Annotated in this window: 15 protein-coding genes; 4 read left to right on the top strand and 11 right to left on the bottom strand. The window is 48.7% G+C overall.

Annotated features, from left to right (window positions below):
- Positions 1 to 163 precede the first annotated feature (163 nt).
- Positions 164 to 796, bottom strand: a complete 633-nt coding sequence (locus B3W37_RS12895) for a helix-turn-helix domain-containing protein (RefSeq protein ID WP_483176067.1) — start codon at positions 794 to 796, stop codon at positions 164 to 166.
- A gap of 738 nt (positions 797 to 1,534) precedes the next feature.
- Here B3W37_RS12895 and B3W37_RS12900 point away from each other — a divergent pair.
- Positions 1,535 to 4,903, top strand: coding sequence for a leucine-rich repeat protein (locus B3W37_RS12900; protein ID WP_483176068.1), 3,369 nt, complete (start codon positions 1,535 to 1,537; stop codon positions 4,901 to 4,903).
- 603 nt (positions 4,904 to 5,506) lie between these two features.
- Here the strand turns inward: B3W37_RS12900 and B3W37_RS12905 are convergent.
- Together B3W37_RS12905 and B3W37_RS12910 are read right to left on the bottom strand one after the other, a co-directional pair.
- On the bottom strand, positions 5,507 to 6,316 hold the full coding sequence (locus tag B3W37_RS12905) for an alpha/beta fold hydrolase (protein WP_483176069.1): 810 nt from the start codon (positions 6,314 to 6,316) through the stop codon (positions 5,507 to 5,509).
- Between the two features lie 207 nt (positions 6,317 to 6,523).
- Positions 6,524 to 7,318 carry a transposase gene (locus tag B3W37_RS12910; protein WP_483176070.1) on the bottom strand — a complete coding sequence of 265 codons (795 nt, stop codon included), beginning with the start codon at positions 7,316 to 7,318 and terminating at the stop codon, positions 6,524 to 6,526.
- Between the two features lie 128 nt (positions 7,319 to 7,446).
- Here B3W37_RS12910 and B3W37_RS12915 point away from each other — a divergent pair, with 128 nt between their 5' ends.
- Genes B3W37_RS12915 through metA form a run of 3 tightly spaced genes read left to right on the top strand, consistent with a single transcriptional unit; the run spans position 7,447 to position 10,671 of the window.
- The gene (locus B3W37_RS12915; protein WP_483176071.1) at positions 7,447 to 8,739 is read left to right on the top strand and encodes a homocysteine synthase; all 1,293 of its coding nucleotides are present in this window, start codon (positions 7,447 to 7,449) and stop codon (positions 8,737 to 8,739) included.
- A 51-nt stretch (positions 8,740 to 8,790) separates the two neighbouring features.
- Positions 8,791 to 9,726: a cysteine synthase A gene (cysK, locus tag B3W37_RS12920; protein ID WP_483176072.1), complete on the top strand. Its 936-nt coding sequence runs from the start codon at positions 8,791 to 8,793 to the stop codon at positions 9,724 to 9,726.
- 27 nt (positions 9,727 to 9,753) lie between these two features.
- The gene (gene metA / locus B3W37_RS12925) at positions 9,754 to 10,671 is read left to right on the top strand and encodes a homoserine O-acetyltransferase MetA (protein ID WP_483176081.1); all 918 of its coding nucleotides are present in this window, start codon (positions 9,754 to 9,756) and stop codon (positions 10,669 to 10,671) included.
- 106 nt (positions 10,672 to 10,777) lie between these two features.
- Here metA and nifU read toward each other — a convergent pair whose 3' ends face one another.
- The 8 genes from nifU to B3W37_RS12965 form a co-directional block, all read right to left on the bottom strand.
- Positions 10,778 to 11,233 (bottom strand): Fe-S cluster assembly scaffold protein NifU, encoded by a 456-nt coding sequence (gene nifU, locus B3W37_RS12930; RefSeq protein ID WP_483176073.1) that lies wholly within the window; start codon positions 11,231 to 11,233, stop codon positions 10,778 to 10,780.
- 14 nt (positions 11,234 to 11,247) lie between these two features.
- Positions 11,248 to 12,405: a cysteine desulfurase NifS gene (nifS, locus tag B3W37_RS12935; protein ID WP_483176074.1), complete on the bottom strand. Its 1,158-nt coding sequence runs from the start codon at positions 12,403 to 12,405 to the stop codon at positions 11,248 to 11,250.
- Positions 12,406 to 12,436: 31 nt separating this feature from the next.
- Positions 12,437 to 12,892: an RrF2 family transcriptional regulator gene (locus B3W37_RS12940; protein WP_483176075.1), complete on the bottom strand. Its 456-nt coding sequence runs from the start codon at positions 12,890 to 12,892 to the stop codon at positions 12,437 to 12,439.
- 40 nt (positions 12,893 to 12,932) lie between these two features.
- Entirely contained in the window at positions 12,933 to 13,853 is a 921-nt protein-coding gene (gene nadA / locus B3W37_RS12945; protein ID WP_483176076.1) for a quinolinate synthase NadA, read from the bottom strand.
- 13 nt (positions 13,854 to 13,866) lie between these two features.
- On the bottom strand, positions 13,867 to 14,658 hold the full coding sequence (gene fdhD / locus B3W37_RS12950) for a formate dehydrogenase accessory sulfurtransferase FdhD (RefSeq protein WP_483176077.1): 792 nt from the start codon (positions 14,656 to 14,658) through the stop codon (positions 13,867 to 13,869).
- Between the two features lie 1,044 nt (positions 14,659 to 15,702).
- On the bottom strand, positions 15,703 to 16,305 hold the full coding sequence (locus B3W37_RS12955) for an S-layer homology domain-containing protein (RefSeq protein WP_483176078.1): 603 nt from the start codon (positions 16,303 to 16,305) through the stop codon (positions 15,703 to 15,705).
- Between the two features lie 52 nt (positions 16,306 to 16,357).
- Positions 16,358 to 17,101, bottom strand: coding sequence for a hypothetical protein (locus B3W37_RS12960; RefSeq protein ID WP_483176079.1), 744 nt, complete (start codon positions 17,099 to 17,101; stop codon positions 16,358 to 16,360).
- A gap of 280 nt (positions 17,102 to 17,381) precedes the next feature.
- Positions 17,382 to 18,583, bottom strand: a 1,202-nt coding sequence (locus tag B3W37_RS12965; protein ID WP_483176080.1) for an S-layer homology domain-containing protein, incomplete at its 5' end; no start/stop codon positions are given.

The following is an 18,583-nucleotide window of genomic DNA, read 5'->3' on the forward strand; positions in this document are numbered from 1 at the left end:
ATCCTCGCCGTCCCGTCAAGGGAGAAAATCTGGATCGGATAGGGAAAGAACTCGATTACTTTCGCAAGCAGTTCCTGTTCCTTAAAAAGGGACTGGAATGATTTTGCCAAGCTCCTTTGTGCATCCTTAACCTGATCTTTCATGGATTAGCCCTCGTTTCTTTTTAATCTGACATTTTCCGATAAGCGGAAGGGGAAACGCCCGTTTTATTTTTAAATACTCTGGCGGAATGGCCGTTATAATCCATATTGCAGGCGGCAAAGGCCTGGGCGATGGAAAGGTTGGTGTCCAGCAGCTTCTCCTTCACCTTGCCAATTTTATAATCGATATAATACTCATGAGGTGATTTGCCAGTATGCTTTTTGAACAGCTTTGTAAAATGCGCCTTGCTGAGGCAAGCCGCCCTTGCCGTTTCGCCCAAGTCAAAGGGTTCCTGCCAATGAGTTTCTATGTATTGTCTGCCCCATGCTATTTCTTCTTTCCCCCGGTATATGTTGTTAAAGATAAAAACGGCGGCAAAGCATTCTATCACACCATCAGCGTTTACCAAAGGGAAACAGGTAATATCTGAGCTTATGGTCTGGATATCCCTGTCCACCACATCAAAATAGCGGATCATACCCTGGTAGGGCGCATTGAAATCGGTCAGATATACGGTTTTGCCTGTCAATACCTGCCTGACCTGATCCATAACGCCAAGCTCGCGCACGATGGGATCCTCAAAAACATTGTATTTTCCCACATGAGCTTCCACGCTTTTTATGCCCATCATTTCCAGCACCGCTTTGTTAATCATCCGCGCTGTCCCGTCAAGGGAGAAAATCTGGATTGGATAGGGGAAGAACTCGATGACCCTAGCAAGCAGTTCTTCTTTACCAAAGAGCGATTGAAACGACTCTATAATATCATTTTGCCTGTTTTCTATATTATGTCCCATTTTTTATCACCCTTTTATACCAGCATGGTATCCCCCATATTGTTTTTTAATATACTACAGACCTCAGTATTTTTCCATGTTTAGAAATATGCTGAGGTTGGAAATGCCTGAACGCACAGGGGGATCGTCCGAGACTGCTGAAAAAGTAGGTTAAAAGATATTAAGAGCAAGGATTGATTGAGATTGCCGCGTCGCTGGCGCTCCTCGCAACATTAATCGCGACCGCTAGGGAGTATCGGTGGTGCCCGCAGGGTGCAATGACACTAGAAAGCTGTCATTGCCCCCTGCGGGGACTACTGATTTCAATTCCCTCCGGTAATGTTACAGTTATTATGTTGCGAGCGTAGCGCGGCAATCTCTACACTCTAACCGAAAGTTCTGCCAACGGTCACTAGTATATTTACACATACTCTAACGGAATTTTTGGTACTTTTTCAGTGGTCTCGGATCGTCCCCTTGTGTTCGTTGTTTAATTCCAAGAGGAGAAACAGGTCAATTATAGAATAATAACATTATTTTATTACTATCATTTACTACATTTTGCAACATTTTTGTGTGTTTCTGACAAGATTCGTTATAGAAGGAGGAATTAATTTGTTGCGTAAAACGTTACTGGTAACATGGTTGCTAGTCACCACCATGAGCTTGGTTTTCGTGGGGGCAGTCCCAGCGGAAACAACATTAAAAGATTTTAACGGACACTGGGCAGCTTCCACTATTTCAAAGTGGATAGACCAAGGTTTAATTAAAGGATATGAAGATAACACTGTACGACCAGACAACCCGGTTACTAGAGCTGAATTTGTTAGCATGGTCAATCGAGCCTGGGGAATCTCCAATGATGGATATAGTTCGGTGTTTCAAGATGTTGCCAAAGATCAATGGAATTACTCCGATATTGCCGCAGCCTATAACTTAGGCTATATCAGCGGATCCAGCCCGAAAGCGTTCGAGCCCGACACCACTATTACCCGTGAACAAGCGGCGGTCATGATTGCCCAGCTGTTGACTTTGGAGGCAGACAGCCAAGATAACATTTTATCTGAACTGGAAGATTATGAACAGCTGGCGGATTGGTCCCGGCCTTATGTGGAAACGGTTTTTGCCCAGGGCATATTGAAGGGTTATCCTGACCAGACCTTCCGGCCCACCCGATCGGTAACTCGCGCTGAGGCTATGGTAATCATTGAGCAGGCTGTAAAAAATACCGGTACTATAGTGGTTTATGGCCAAGCGACAACCTTTGGGCCTGAATCAGGGAGCAAAACTATCGATGGCAATGTGGTTATCAGCAATGCCGGTATAACATTGCAAAACACTACTATTAACGGGAATCTCCTGCTGGCGGTCGGCATTGGCGATGGTGATGTCAAACTTAAGAATGTATCAGTAAAAGGAAATACCATCGTAAAAGGCGGTGGCTCCAACAGCATTACGCTGGAAGACAGCAGCCTGCCCCATCTTACCATAAGCAAGGATGGAGTACGGATTGTAGCCACAGGCAATACCAGTGTTCAGGTTATTCAGCTGGCCTCAGGTGCTACCCTGGTTGAAATTGAAACGACCGGTACGGGCTTTGAGACGATCATGATAACTCGAGAGATCCCCCCTGGCGCCACGCTCAGGCTGGAGGGTGATTTCAGCACGCTGGCTATGCAAGCCAACATTAACCTGGAACTGCACGGAACCATTGACGAATTAAACATTAGCCAGGGTGTTGATGATGCGGTAGTCTACCTGGAGGAGTCATCCCGGGTCGTTACCTTAAACATTTATGGAAGTGCCCAGATCAATGGCGAGGGTGAGATTGAGACGGCCAACATAAATTCCAATAATGTAGTAATTGAATCAGTTCCGGCTACCACAATAGTGGCGCCCGGGGTAACAGCCAGTGTAGGCGGTAAAGAACTCCAGGAGGGTAATGCTGTTGCCGATCCACCAAAAACGGAAGAAAGCGGAAGCGGTGATTCAAGCGGAGGGGGCAGTGGCGATTCAGGTGGCAGCGATGATCCCCCGCTGGGCAGTGTGATTCCAGGAGAAGGGGCAGACCTCGAACCATATCTTACCTATATCTTAACTGATGGACAAGCCAAAATTACCGCTTATAGCAATAATGGGCCTCAGTATTTATACATTCCGGATACTTTAGGGGGCTATCCGGTAACCAGTATTGGGGATTTTGCTTTTAGCCAGAAAAACCTGATGGTATTAGAACTCCCCTCCAGTGTAACAAGCATTGGCAAAAGCGCTTTTTCTGGCAATAAGCTGACTGTACTGGATATCCCGGAAGGGGTTATAAGCATTGGGGACGGTGCCTTCAATGCTAATCAACTGCAGTCCATAGTCCTTCCCTCCACCTTGACCAGTATAGGCCCCAGTTCATTTGGGCGCAATAAACTGACTTCACTGGTTATCCCGGAAAGAGTAACCAGTATTGGAGACTATGCTTTCAGTTCGAATTCTATACAGTCGTTATCCCTTCCCTCCACCCTGACGAGTATTGGCTCCAGCGCTTTTTCAAACAATCAGCTGACTTCACTGGTTATCCCGGAAGGAATAACCAGTATTAAAGACTATGCTTTCAGCTCGAATCCTATACAGTCGTTATCCCTACCTTCCAACTTGAAGAGTATTGGCTCCAGTGCTTTTTCACGCAGTCAGCTGACTTCACTGGTTATCCCGGATGGTGTTGAAAGTATTGGAGACTTTGCCTTCACTACTAATAAACTGCAAATTATATTCTTTCCGTCCAGTGTGACCACTATTGGATACTCAGCTTTTTCCAGTAATAAGCTTAATGCGGTAGTCATTCCGGCCAGTGTGACCACTATTGACACTAGTGCATTCGCTTATAATCAAAGCAAGTCAACTGACTTAACCATTTACGGAGTATCAGGTTCGGCAGCCGAGACTTATGCCGACAACAATGGCCATACATTCCTGGAAATGGCTCCATTAAAGATACTGACTGTTAATATTCAGGGTCAGGGTACGGTTCAAGCGGCAGTTTATGGTCAGAGTACAATCGAGCCTGTAGCAGGAAAGCATGTTTATCCATTGGGTACTGAATTACAACTGAGCCAGACTCCCCTGGATCAAAATTGGGATTTTGTAAAATGGGAAGTAGTAAGCGATGGCGGAACTACGACCTATGATACCTCCGATATTACGATTGTCATGGATCAGGACATCACGGTGAATGCCTGTTTCCAACGGAAGGATCCAGCCCGTTTTTACGGATCGATAACTTACAGCAATCCGCTTCTCGATGGTAGTCCGATTCCCGAAGGTTATATTGACGTAATAATTGGCGGTCAGCTCAAAGCTACGAAAAAGTTTACCGCTGGCGAATATGGTAATGACGGGGATTACCTCGTGATTGAGCGGGCTGATATTGAAAACGCCTTGAATAGTGGAAAGGAAATATGGCTTGAGGTCAATGGCTCAAAAGCCAGCCACGCTACCATTGACTGGTCTGAGGCCAGCGGAAACACTATTCAATTAGATCTAAAAGCCCCCTTATACTATACTCCTGAACGCTATTTTCAGTATTGGGTACCATCCTATGGTGGTAGTGCACAAATTGATAGATACAGTTCAAGTGGACCTAAGGATGTTGTGATTCCGAAAAAACTAGGAGGATATCCAGTTACCCGCATCAATGCTTATCGTGAAGATCCATTTGATGCCGTAAGCATAGGAGCCTTTGAAGGGCTGGGTCTTACCTCTGTGGTTATCCCCGACACGGTGACCTGGATTACGTCTGGTGCGTTCTCCTGGAACCAGCTTAAAGAGGTAACCATACCTGGGAGTGTAACTTATATTGGTCCGGCTGCTTTTTGGGGTAACCTGGGCACCTCGACAGCAGCTCAAAAACCTGAACAGTTCATTATACGTGGGGTACGTGGCTCAGCAGCCGAGGCTTATGCCAACCGTTATGGTCATACATTTATAGCCATACCATAAGCAATTGATCTGAAACTTACCCAAAGACGATGATTAACAGGAACAGCCAGGGCAAAATAGATCTGCCCTGGCTGTTATTTTGGTGAACCAGGGGTGAACCAGGGGGACGGTTCTTGCGGTTCGAGGTGAACCAGGGGGACGGTTCTTGCGGTTCGATATGGTTATGCCGTTACGGCTTTAATATAATACTTCTGCTAATTCCCGTTGGCCTGGCCAACTGTCTTGCTGACAGCCCTTATTCTTTTATTGCCTTCAAATATCTATCCGTTTTGTCTCTTCCCAATTTTTCAACATCTGAACACTGGTTGAGATTGCATGCTGTTTTAATGATACTAATAGCCTTCTTCATCCAATATTAATCTTCTGACATTCCTATTCTGCAAAACCTGCAATAGCCTCTTCTAAACGGCTGTAAAGTTTCGATCAATTTACTACTTCCCAATATTCCTCTTTCACTCAGTTTTCTACCATTTCTTGGCACATTGAACCACCTCAGGCTTATAATAGCAACTACATTAACTCATGCAACCGCAAGAACCGTCCCTCTGGTTCCTCTGGTTCCCCTCTGGTTCCCAATCTCCAATAGGTTCTAGTTTACCCCATTCATGAATCAATGGCCGTTCCAATTGACCGTATGAAAGATCTGACGACAGCCGCAAAGCGTTCAGGCTGGTCTAAGTGGACACTGTGGCCAGCTTCCCGAACTTGTACTGCCTGAAGTCTTGAATTAAGCCTTTGCAGCTCTTCGGCATCAGCAGACGAAACCACACCTTTATCACCAAATACGATGAGGCTTGGTACGTCAATTGCACTCACTAACATCTTATAGTCATGGTTCGGTGGGGTAAGAACGCCAAAGGCGGCCATGCTTGTTTGAAGTCGTGCTCGTGCAAACAGTTCAAGGGTCTCCGCTGACCGATCAGGGTGCCTATTCCGTGCGTCTGCTACCACTTCACTGAATGACATGGTAAGCATTCGTCGATGCTGATCAGCGACTCCACTATCGCAGACTTCTCGTTGAACTTCTGGGCTCAAGAATGTAGGATCAGCTAAGACCAGGCCACGGAGTAAATTTGGTTTACGATTTGCAACCACAGCTGCAGTCATCCCTCCCATGGAATGTCCAAGCAGGATCGGAGGAGTCAGCTTCAAGGCATTTATCAAACCTACAACATCGTTGGCATGGTCCTCATATCGGTATCCAAAGTCTGGTGCGCTCGAATTGCCATGTCCCCTGGCATCAGGCATGATTACATCAAATTCATTCTCCAAGGCCCGTGCCAAACCTGTCCAGCACAGGCCATTAGCCATTAATCCATGCAACAAAACTAATGGCTGTTTATTTCCCCCGGTTCTTGTGTAGTGTATGTTAATTCCGTTCGTTTCGCAGACTGCTGTGTTCCAGTAGGTCATATGTTATTCACTCCAAGCACAAAATTCAGTTGAGCATTTGCCCCTCTCTAGTAGGACTCTGAAGAAGCACGGGGACGTTCTTTTTGCTGCCTTTCATTTGTCATTGAAGCAGCACCTATTTACATTTTTCTCCATCCGGCGAACCAGGGGGCGAACCAGGGGGCGAACCAGGGGGACGGTTCTTGCGGTTCGAATATGGTTATGCCGTTACGCCTTTAATATAATTTTTCTGCTAATTCCCGTTAGCCTGGCCAACTGTCTTGTTGACGGTCCTTTTTCTTTTAATGCCTTCAAATATCTATCCCTTTTGTCTCTTTCCAATTTTTCAACATCTGAACACTGGTTGATATTGCATGTTGTTTTAATGATACTAATAGCCTCCTCATCCAATATTCTTCTTCTGACATTCATATCGAGGCATGTGTCATCTCTGGCTATTTCATGAAATTCTGCAAAACTCGCAATGGCCTTCTTCTTGTCGTCATTAAACAGCTGGAGTGCAAAATCGGTTTCGATCATTTTACTACTTCCCATATATTCCGGATAACTGCTCCATTTGTAGTCAGCAATATCGTTTACTATCCCAGCCTTTAATGGGTTTTGGTGTATATATCTTAAGACAGTCAAAAAATATCTATCATCTTCGACAGGTTCACTTTTGTATCTATCTTGAAATAAATGCCCGCATCGTTGATATTTCAAATTATACCAATACACATAGCTGGCACCGATACGCCGCATAATAACTCCTAATTCTTCTTGTTCTTCCTTGAGTAGTAAATGAACATGATTTCCCATTAAGCAATAGGCATATAGTTTATAGCCGCTGATATCCATATATCTTTGTAAAGTTTCCAGGAATTTTATTGCATCTTCTTCATCCTCAAAAATGGTCTGCCTGTTAGACCCTCTCAAAACAATATGATATATTCCGCTTTCGCTCTGTTTTCTACCAGCTCTTGGCATATCGAACCACCTCTGGCTTATAATACCAAATTCCATTGACTCATTGCAACCACAAGAACCGTCCCCCTGGTTCCCCCCCCTGGTTCCCCTATTGACATGGACAAGTATGAAAAGCTATTATTGATCAATCAGATTGGTTTACTAGGAATTAAGGGGGCTGTATTATGACCGAAAGAAGATTAAGATTTGATACCCTTCAGATCCATGCCGGACAGGAGGCTGATCCTACCACGGGCTCACGGGCAGTTCCGATTTACCAGACGACCTCCTATGTTTTTAAGAACGTCCAGCATGCTGCCGATCTGTTTGCCTTGAAAGAAGCGGGCAACATCTATACCCGCATCATGAATCCGACTACCGATGTTTTCGAACAGCGGGTAGCTGCCCTGGAGGGTGGAGTAGGCGGTTTGGCTACGGCTTCGGGATCAGCGGCCATCATGTACTCGATTTTAAATATTGCCTCCTGCGGAGACGAGATCGTATCCGCCAGCACGCTTTATGGTGGAACCTATAATATGTTCGCAGATACCTTCAAGACTTTCGGTATCAAAGTCAATTTCGTCGATCCTGACGATCCTGAGAATTTTCGTCGGCCTATCAACGAAAAGACCAAGGCTCTATACATAGAGACCATTGGCAACCCAAGTATCAATCTTATCGATATTGAGGCGGTGGCGAATATTGCCCATGAGAACGGCATTCCTCTAATTATTGACAATACTTTTGGCACCCCCTACCTGATCAGGCCGATTGAATTTGGGGCGGATATTGTAGTTCATTCAGCGACCAAATTCATTGGCGGACATGGGAACTCCCTCGGCGGCATCATAATCGATGCAGGCAAATTCGATTGGGCAGCCAGCGGTAAGTTTCCCGGTCTTACCGAACCTGATCCCAGCTATCATGGTATGAGATATGTGGATGACGTAGGGGCAGCAGCCTATATATTGAAAGCGCGGGTGGGACTGCTCCGTAATACCGGGGCCTGCTTGAGCCCATTTAATGCCTTCCTGTTATTGCAGGGATTGGAGACTCTATCGTTGCGGGTGGAGAGGCACGTTGCCAATGCCCAAAAGATAGCTCAGTATCTGCAGGCTCATCCCCAGGTTGCCTGGGTGAATTATCCCAGCCTGGCAGGCAGTAAATACTTTGACCTGGCTCAGAAGTACCTGCCCCTTGGTTGTGGTTCCATATTTACCTTTGGTATCAAAGGAGGAATCGAGGCTGGGGTTAGGTTCATCGAGAGCTTGCAGATATTCTCTCACTTGGCCAACGTGGCTGACGTGAGATCACTGGTCATTCATCCTGCCAGCACCACCCATTCACAGCTATCTGGCGAAGAACTGCTGGCTGCCGGAGTAACCCCTGATCAAATCAGGCTATCGATCGGCATCGAAGACGTAGATGATTTGCTCTATGACCTTGACCAGGCTTTGGCTAAAGCCGCTCAGGTATAGAAGCTGAAGCAGGAATGAAAATATAACCAGACTATGTATAGGAGAGAAAACATGACTAAAATCGCCACAAACTTAACTGATTTAATTGGTAACACACCCCTTTTGGAACTGGTCAATTACAACCAGGCCAATAATTTGAAAGCCAGGCTACTGGCAAAATTAGAGTATTTCAATCCAGCCGGCAGCGTGAAAGACCGCATCGGTCATGCCATGATAAAAGATGCCGAAGATAGGGGATTGCTGCACAAGAATACTGTCATTATCGAGGCTACCAGCGGCAATACCGGGATCGCCCTGGCTTTTGTGGCTGCTGCTCGCGGTTACCGGCTTATATTGACCATGCCTGAAACCATGAGCATGGAACGCAGAAACTTGCTACAAGCCCTGGGAGCTGAATTGGTTCTGACTCCCGGCCCCCAAGGTATGGCGGGAGCCATTGCCAAGGCTCAAGAGCTGACCACGCAAATGGAAAACGCCATCATGCTGCAGCAGTTTGAAAATCCGGCCAACCCGGCCATTCATCGCCAGACTACCGGAGTGGAGATCTGGAACGACACCGATGGGCAGGTGGATATATTTGTGGCCGGGGTGGGAACCGGTGGAACCATAACCGGCGTTGGTGAATTGCTCAAATCCAAAAAGGCAGAGGTCAAGGTAGTGGCGGTAGAACCTTTCGATTCGCCAGTTCTGTCAGGAGGTACACCTGGCCCGCATAAGATCCAGGGCATTGGGGCCGGCTTTGTTCCCCAGGTATTGAACCAGGAAGTAATTGATGAAATATTCAAGGTCAAAAACGAAAATGCTTTTAATACCGCGCGGAGCCTGTCCCAACATGAGGGTCTGCTGGTGGGGATATCATCTGGCGCAGCCGCCTACGCTGCTACTGAGATCGCCAAGCGCCCGGAGAACCAGGGCAAGACCATGGTAGTTTTACTTCCTGACACCGGGGAAAGATATCTATCTACCCCTCTATTCCAGGATATTTAGAAAAGTTCACAGAAGGAGGTGGGTATGATGCCCGTAAAAATACCGGATGATCTTCCGGCAGTTGAAATATTAAACAATGAAAATATTTTCGCCATGGGTGAACAGCGCGCCTTTACCCAGGATATTAGGCCGTTGCGGATAGCAATTCTCAACCTGATGCCCGTCAAAAGCGTCACCGAGACTCAGTTGTTGCGGTTGCTGAGTAATACACCCTTGCAGTTGGAAATTGCCCTCCTTCATACCGAGAGCCATCTTTCCAAAAATACCTCTGAAGAGCATCTGGAGAATTTTTACCAGACATTTTCGGATGTAAAAAACCAGCGTTTTGATGGCATGATCATAACCGGGGCGCCCGTAGAACAGCTTGAATATGAAGAGTTCAACTATTGGGATGAGCTCACCGAAATAATGGATTGGAGCCGGCAAAATGTATTTTCCACCTTGCATATCTGTGTAGGTGCCCAGGCTGGCCTCTACCACCATTACGGAGTGCCCAAATACCTCTTGGATGAAAAGATGTTCGGGGTGTTTCGTCACACCTGCAGCCGTATAAATATTCCACTGCTGAGAGGGTTTGATGACGATTTCTACGTACCCCATTCCCGGCACACTGAGGTCAGACGCGAAGATGTTGAAAAGGTGGAGGATTTAGAGGTGCTGGCTGAATCTCCAGAGGCGGGGGTTTATATAGTTTCCTCCAAGGACGGCCGGTTGATATTTGTGACCGGCCATTCCGAATATGATGCCTTGAGCCTGAAGGCGGAGTATGACCGCGATATAGCCAAGGGCTTGGATATCAAAGTGCCCCGCAACTATTTCCCCGATGATGATCCCAGCAAACCGCCTCTGGTCAAATGGCGCAGTCATGCCAACCTACTGTTCACCAATTGGTTGAATTATCATGTTTACCAGGAAACTCCCTATGACCTGGATGAATTGAAATGATAATTTAATATAGACCACAACAATGAACGCGGCTGGACGAAAACCAGTCGCGTTTGAGTTTTGGTTAAGGTGTTAGGAAAAGGGCATCGCTTTTTTCCCCGGAGTATTATTTCGGCAGGTGGATCTCCATGCCTTTTTCACAGGAGCTGTCCGGCCCATTTTGGCAGCAGCCTTTCTCTATACTGGCTGAGGCTGCCCCGCCCTGGCGATAGCTCTTGATCGCTTCATGGAGGGCATCCGCGGCCAAATTGGAGCAGTGCATTTTTACCGGGGGCAGGCCGTCCAGAGCCTCGGCTACGGTTCGGCTGGTAATTTTCTCGGCTTCCTCCAGGGTTTTGCCTTTAACTATTTCGGTCACCATGCTGCTGGTGGCAATGGCGGCAGCACAGCCAAAGGTTTGAAATTTGATATCCTCTATCTTGTCGTCCTTGACCACGATCTCAATATGCATGATATCGCCACAGGTAGGATTGCCCACTTCACCTACTCCGCTGGGATTATCCACTTTACCCACATTGCGAGGATTCATAAAATGATCCATTACTTTCTCTGAATACTGCATATATCTGGCCTCCTTTATTTTCCTAAGGGTGACATCGCTCTTAAGTTTTTGATTATGGGCGGCAGAACTTGCAGGACATAATCGACATCCTCTTCAGTATTGTCCTTGCCCATAGTTATCCGCAATGAACCATGGGCTGTTTCATGGGGCAATCCGATAGCCAACAATACATGGGAAGGATCCAGGGAACCCGAGGTGCAGGCTGAACCGCTGGAAGCCATGATCCCGTAATTGTCCAGCATCAGCAGGATGGATTCACCTTCCACATAATCGAAGCAAACACTGACACTGCCGGGTAGTCTTCTGTCCGGGTGACCGGTCAGCCTGGTGTTGGGGATAGCCGCGAAGATTCCATCGGTCAAACGCTTGGCCAGGCCGGCCAGGGGCGCTTCCTGGCTGCAAAGTCTCTCCATAGCCATTGCGGCAGCTTTACCAAATCCCACCACCCCCGGTACATTGACTGTTCCTGCCCGGAGGTTGCGTTCATGGGCCCCCCCGTGCATAAAGCTCCCCATGCCAATACCTTTGCGGGCATAAAGGCAACCGACTCCTTTGGGCCCGTACAGTTTATGACTGGAAGCCGACAGCAGATCGACCCCCAGATCATTCACATCCACAGGGATCTTGCCAACTGTCTGCACAGCATCGGTATGAAATACCGCCCCTGACTCATGGGTGATAGCCGCCAGTTCTTGAATGGGTTCGATGGTGCCGATCTCATTATTGCCATGCATGATGGAAACCAGAGCCGTATTGGGGCGAATGGCCTGCCGCAGCGTGTCTGGTTCCACTTCCCCATAGGAGTTGACCGGCAGGACTGTCAGTTCAAAACCCTGCTTGGCCATGAACTCGCAGGTATGCAGAACAGCATGATGTTCGATGGCTGAGGTAATAATGTGATTTCCTTTAGTCCGGTTGTGGGTCATATAGGAGATGATGGCCTGGTTGTCTGCTTCGGTGCCCCCACTGGTAAAAATGATCTCAGTTGGTTTGGCTCCCAGCAAAGCGGCTACTTTCTCCCGCGATTCTTCCACAGCCCGGTGTGCTTTCTGGCCCTGGGAATGGACGCTGGAAGAATTACCGAATATATCGGTATAGTAGGGCATCATAGCGTTAAGAACTTCCGGATCTACCGGGGTGGTGGCACTATGATCCATATATATGGATTTCATTTTCTATTCCTCCTGACAGGTCAAGTTTGTCTTAATGATCTATATCTATATGCGAAATCTCACTGGCCGGCATCCTCTGCGATTCCCGGGCTAAATCGGCCAGCGTATATGAATCCAATACTTGGGCGATCGAGTCCCGTACTTGGGACCACAAAGTGCGGGTCACACAGATATCAGAGCGGGTACACTTTTCCGGATTGAATTCACTGACACATTCCACCGGTGCAATGGGACCTTCCAGAACCCGGATAATATCCCCAGCGGTGATATCCTGGGGATCACGCGCCAATATATATCCCCCCTGGGAGCCGCGCACGCTCTTGATCAATCCGGCTCTCTTCAGAGGAACCATCAATTGTTCCAAATAACGCTCTGATAATCCTTCCCGTTCGGCTATGCAGCGAGTAGCTATGGGGGTGTTGTCTTCACTCGAAGCCATATCGATCATGGCCCGCAATCCGTACCGCCCTTTGGTTGACAGTTTCATTTCATCTCCTCCTCAATCAGCAAATGACCTGGTGGATAAATCAGGAAGCATAAGCAATCATTTTTTCCAAGGCAACCGCTGCTCGGGATCGTATCGCTTCCGGAACTGAAATGACGGTTTCCATAGCTTCCAACGAATATAGAATCTTATCCAGGGTGATGCTTTTCATGTTGGGACAGATCAACTCTTCCTTAGCCAGGATCAGCTCTTTGCCGGTACTGACTTGGTTGATCCTGTGCATGATGCCGCATTCGGTACCGATAATAAACTGGTTTTTGTCTGACTTGGCGGCATAATCAACTATGCCGGCAGTGCTCCCCACAAAGTCAGCCAGGGCGATAACCTCCGGGGCACACTCCGGATGGATGAGTACATCGGCCTCAGGATATTCTTGCTTCCGCTGCAGGATGTCCGCTGCAGTTACCGCGGCGTGAATCGGACATCGGGAAGGAAACATATCCATAGGCCGATTCAATTGGCTGGTTATATATTTACCCAGGTTCTCATCGGGTATGAAAAATATGGGCACATCCTGGGGCAGTTTGGCGATGATTTTAGCTGCATTAGAGGAAGTCACACAGATGTCGGTCACCGCCTTGATCTCCGCCGGGGTATTGACATAGCTCACTATAATGGCTTCAGGATGGGATCGTTTGTATTTCTGGACATCCGCGACGGTAATGCTGTTGGCCATCGGGCAAGTAGCCTTCGGCTCAGGTGAGAGCACCTTTTTGTCAGGACACAGGATAGCCGCTGATTCAGCCATAAAATCTACTCCCGCCACCAGAATGGTATCCAGGGGAGCGTTTTTGGCCGCCACTGCCATGGCATAGGAATCACCTACGAAATCGGCGATATCCTGTATCTCGGGCCGTTGATAATAATGAGCGATGATGTAAACAGATCTTTCCTTCTTAAGATCTAATATTCTTTCCCTTACCACACTATCCGGTTGATTCATTTTTCCATCTCCTTTAGCTGATGACCCTTTCCGGGTGGCTGTAGACGCTGAAACGATCACCACGGGCGAAGCCGACCACGGTAATGTTCAGTTCTTCGGCCAGATCTATAGTCAACCCGGTGGGGGCGGTTCGGCTCAACACCACCGGAATATGGGCGCGCGCAGCTTTGATCAGGATTTCCGAGGCGACCCGCCCGCTCAAGAGCAGGCATTTGTCTTCGGTGTTGATCTCATTTAGAAAAGCGTAGCCCAAAACCTTGTCCACGGCATTGTGCCGACCTATATCTTCATACATGCAAAGAATACCGTTTTGATCAGCCAGGGCGGCACTGTGTACGCCCCCGGTCAGCCGAAAAGTACTGGAGCGTTCTTCCAGCAAATTGATGATCTGCAGCAAGTGTTGGGCTGAATAGCAGGTATCACTTTCGATCGGCTTCAGTTGGCGGGCATCATTGATAAAGTAAAGGCCCGCGCGGCTCTTGCCGCAACAGCTGGCTATGTGTCTACGCAAAAAAGTTCCGGTCTGGGGAATGGGACAGCTGGTTTCGATCTGTAATACCCCCACTTCCTCCCTTAAGGACATTCCAACAATATCCGAGGGCTGCTGTACTAAACCTTCGCTGACCAGAAATCCCGCTCCCAGTTCCTGGTATGCGCCCGGGGAACACACCATCGTAACTAATTCAGCATGATTAAGAAACAGGGTCAGAGGGGTTTCTTGCACCACCGGGACTTCTTTGGTAGTAAAAGCCCCTTGATCATAACTGGTTATTTCTCTTGGTCTATAAATCTCCAAAGAAGCCATCTCCCCACTCTCCTTCGACCCAATAATTCTCAGCTAATCAATAGTATACAATTCCTACCGAAATAGTCAAGAATCAATAGTGAGGAGTGCAATTTGGAACAAGAGGGCACAAACAGCGGGTGTCTCTTGTGTGTGGATACAATTCTTGCTGGGCTTTATGAAAGGAATGGAGATAATGTACTATTCCTGAATTACCATGGTGACTTTGTAAATGTCATCCTGAGCGGTAGCGAAGGATCTAGGGCATCTACAAGACTCTTCGCTATCGCTTAGGGGCGACCAGGGGGGGCGGTTCGAGACTACTGAAAAACTCATCTCTTTCCTGTCATTGCTATGAAAATGCTTCCGCCCTGTCATTGCGAGGAGAGGAGCGTAGCGACGCGGCAATCTCCAAACTTAAACCGTAGATAGTGATAGAGATCGCCGCGCTTCGCTCGCAACCTTAGTAATGAAGTATTCCTGAAGGGAATTGAAATAAGTGGTGCCCGCAAGGGTGCAACCTTAGTAATGAAGTATTCCTGAAGGGAATTGAAATAAGTGGTGCCCGCAAGGGTGCAACCTTAGTAATGTTCCTGAAGGGAATTGAAATAAGTGGTGCCCGTTAGGGTGCGATGACAGGCAAGACTTTTCGTTTACCGTGGTGCGTTTAGCGCGTGCAAATTCTGAACGATAGTGAAGAATCTAGTTGCTTGAAAACCCCATATACGGACTTTCGCAAAAGATCCTTCGTCGCCTGTGGCTCCTCTGGAAGACATTTATGGTGCTTTTTCAGTGGTCTCGAACCGTCCCCGTGCCTCGTGTGGAATACTCTTTACACATAGACAGAAAAGTCTTTTGGCATATTCATAGCGTTCATCCCTGTGCGTCTGCCTTTCCATTTCATATAGCGGGCCAACAACTCCACCATGGGCTGACCTTCATCGAAAAGAGTACAGATCCTTTTCCACATTAAAAATCTGTGGATGCCATAGCAAAGGCCTCGAGCGCGTACTCGAGGCCTTATAGTTCCAAACAGGTGTCAATATACTTAAAACTCACCGGGAGTCATATCATGATGTTCCATATCACCGTAGCAGCTTCCGCCCTGGTGGTATTGCCCTGGGGGTTAAAACTGTTGTCTGGGTAACCATTCATTATTTCAGTGTTTACTGCTGCCCGAACACTTCCCCTAGCCCAGGAAGAAATCAGCCTATTGTCGACAAATCCGGTCTCACCAGGAACCTCTGCCAGCTTCAAGGATTTTGTGATTATAACCGCCATCTCTTCCCTGGTGATAGGCTGATCAGGTTTGAAGCTGTTGTCGGTATAGCCGCCCACTATCCCCAAAGCCGCTGCAGTGGCAATGCTGCTTTGGGCCCAATGGCCAACGGTGTCGCTAAAACTCTTGACGCTGCCAGTTGCTTGCAGGTTCAAAGCCTTGACCAGCATGGTGGTAAATTCAGCCCGGGTGATATTGGCGTCCGGCCTAAAACTGCCGTCCGGATAACCTCCGATAACCCCCAGGCCGGCGAGCTTTTCTACCGTATTTTGGGCCCAGTGGCTGTCCAGATCGGTAAAGCTGGTGCGATGTTCAGCCTCAGGTAGTTGAGTCGGCGGCTCGGCAGTTACCTTTTTCGCCATCATTACATATTTGGTAATATGATCCACAGTTACGCTTATATAGGAGCCGGATACCGTTCCCCAGGAGGCAGATAGTTCATCATAGGACTCCTGAAACAGTGCTCTGGTACACCGAGTAGGATACTGAGCCCTCTGCCGGAGTCCAGCTGAGATTCACCCGGCTGTTGCCCGGGGTGGCCGATAATACCGGTACTCCTGATAACAGGGCGGGTATAGCTATTCTTAATGCATCACTGACGTTCCCGGCCTCATCCTTGACTATTATGTAGATATCATGGCCCCCCGCGTTTAGGCCGACAAGGTTAATGGTCTCCTCACTGGTGCCGCAGGCAATCCCCGGCCCGCTGCTGTCAATAGCGGGCGGAGCATCACCGGCTGCCACCACCTGGTAATAGTATTGACCCGCTTCGTCCGAAGTAAATTTGACTGTGCCTTCACTGTCCGAGTTCCGGCTGACGCCGCCCGCGGTCAAGTGCGGAGCAGTCGTGTCAGGCAGATACCGCATTACCGTTGCTTTCCCATTATCGTTTCCGTCCATATAAGCCAGGTAAGGATTTCCGTTGCCGTCCAGCGCCAGGGAGATGTAATCCGCTCTAGCTGCCGAAAAACCCGGACTACCCACTGCCACCCAGTCAGTGCCGTCATATTTCATTACCGTCGCTTTTCCGCCATTGCCCCAATCACTATATGCTACATACGCCGTCCCGCTGCTGTCTATATCCAGGGATATACTATCCGCTTCACCAATGGAAAACCCGGCCCTGCCCACAACCGTCCATCCCGATGAGATCCCCGCCGGAGCCATCACAGGCGGCTGCAACATCAGCATTATACTAAAATGACCACCAGTGCCGGGGCCAGTGCTTTCTTATTATAATGCTTCACGAATATAGTAACGGCTCGATGTGCGACTCAGGGGGTACCGGGCTAAACAAAACATCCTGTTTTGGTAGCCCTCTTGGGACATCCTGTCCCTCGCCCCCCTTCTTCCGCCCATCTTCACCGACTATATCGGACTCTCCACTAAGGTGCTCATGGCAAACCTACTGTCACACTACCATTTAGGTGAGAAGCATTTTCACAGCAATGACACGCTTAAATGACTATTCCCCCAGCAGGTTATACAGTACCTGGGCCATTTCTGCCCGGGTGGTAAGCCCGGCAGGCTTCAGTCTGCCACTGCTGCCGCTAACTATGCCGGTTTGTACCACCAGTGCCAGGGAGTCTTTTGCCCAGGAGGCGATATCCCCGGAGTCGCTGAAGTCGGAGAGCAGCCTGCCGGAATTGCCGGCGGGCAGTTGGCCGATTACCTTTAGGGTGTTGCAGAGCAGGGTGAACATCTCCTGCCGGGTGATCTCTTTATCCGGTGCGTACTGGTTATTGCCTATCCCTGAGGTTATGCCCAGTCTCTTGGCCGCGGCCAGGTAGTTGGTGTACCAGGTATTGCCTGCATCGGAGAAGTTATCATTCGGGTTGGTGTCAGGAGCAATACCGTATGCTTTCATCAGCAGTACTATGAATTCGGCGCGGGTAAGATTTGCTGCGGGGCTGAATCTGCCGTCCCCCGTACCCCTGGTGATATCCCTTGCGGCAATAAAGCTTACTGCACCTGCATACCATGCACCTGCCGGTACGTCGCTGAAGCTTACAAGGTTATAGGCTACCGCATAGAGACTGAAGTGGGTAGTGGTAAAGGTAACGGTTCCCGTATCCGGGTCGTAGTGCCCGTTGGGTACGCAGACTGCATTACCATTGCCGTCGATGTACCAGATAACTATACTTTCCGGATGAGCCAGTTCCTCAGCGGTGGGCTCATAGGGTATGGAGATAGTTACCTGTGCGTTGGGATTGTTCCAGCTGGCCGGTTCCCCGTCCAGGGTCAGGGAAATCTCAATCAGCGGCCGGTCGCCGATGGCATCCTTTATCTCTTGGGGTAGGGCAGATTTATCACCTACACCGATGGTGATGGCAGCTTTTTTGCCTTCCGCACCGGGGATGCCGGCCATCATATCCGCGGGTAGGGTGATGCTCCCGGCTCCGGTCCTGAAGGTCAGCGTACCGCCGCCGGGGGTGGTAAGGTAGGCCACGGGGATGCCCAGGGTGTAGCTGCTGATGCCCGGTATGGAGGGCATGGTGATTATCTCGTGGCTGCCGTTCATAATACTGCTGCCCAGCTGCTCGTTTATATTGACAGAAGCGTTACGCGCAGAGGAGTTTATGGTAACGGGAAGGGTTCCGCCTCCCGAAACGTCTGCCTGGTAATCCGGTTGGGTGGATGAGCGCTCCCCGCTGGAGCCGCCTCCGC

The sequence above is a fragment of the Syntrophomonas sp. UBA5494 genome, assembly GCF_002426325.1.

Excerpts from the sequence above, each read along its gene's own strand:
- B3W37_RS12915 (WP_483176071.1), top strand. The coding sequence starts at position 7,447 with ATGACCGAAAGAAGATTAAGATTTGATACCCTTCAGATCCATGCCGGA.
- B3W37_RS12960 (WP_483176079.1), bottom strand. The coding sequence starts at position 17,101 with ATGTTGCAGCCGCCTGTGATGGCTCCGGCGGGGATCTCATCGGGATGG.
- B3W37_RS12895 (WP_483176067.1), bottom strand. The coding sequence starts at position 796 with ATGATTAACAAAGCGGTGCTGGAAATGATGGGCATAAAAAGCGTGGAA.
- B3W37_RS12905 (WP_483176069.1), bottom strand. The coding sequence starts at position 6,316 with ATGACCTACTGGAACACAGCAGTCTGCGAAACGAACGGAATTAACATA.
- nifU (WP_483176073.1), bottom strand. The coding sequence starts at position 11,233 with ATGCAGTATTCAGAGAAAGTAATGGATCATTTTATGAATCCTCGCAAT.
- fdhD (WP_483176077.1), bottom strand. The coding sequence starts at position 14,658 with ATGGCTTCTTTGGAGATTTATAGACCAAGAGAAATAACCAGTTATGAT.
- B3W37_RS12940 (WP_483176075.1), bottom strand. The coding sequence starts at position 12,892 with ATGAAACTGTCAACCAAAGGGCGGTACGGATTGCGGGCCATGATCGAT.
- B3W37_RS12910 (WP_483176070.1), bottom strand. The coding sequence starts at position 7,318 with ATGGAATTTGGTATTATAAGCCAGAGGTGGTTCGATATGCCAAGAGCT.
- cysK (WP_483176072.1), top strand. The coding sequence starts at position 8,791 with ATGACTAAAATCGCCACAAACTTAACTGATTTAATTGGTAACACACCC.
- metA (WP_483176081.1), top strand. The coding sequence starts at position 9,754 with ATGCCCGTAAAAATACCGGATGATCTTCCGGCAGTTGAAATATTAAAC.
- nadA (WP_483176076.1), bottom strand. The coding sequence starts at position 13,853 with ATGAATCAACCGGATAGTGTGGTAAGGGAAAGAATATTAGATCTTAAG.
- nifS (WP_483176074.1), bottom strand. The coding sequence starts at position 12,405 with ATGAAATCCATATATATGGATCATAGTGCCACCACCCCGGTAGATCCG.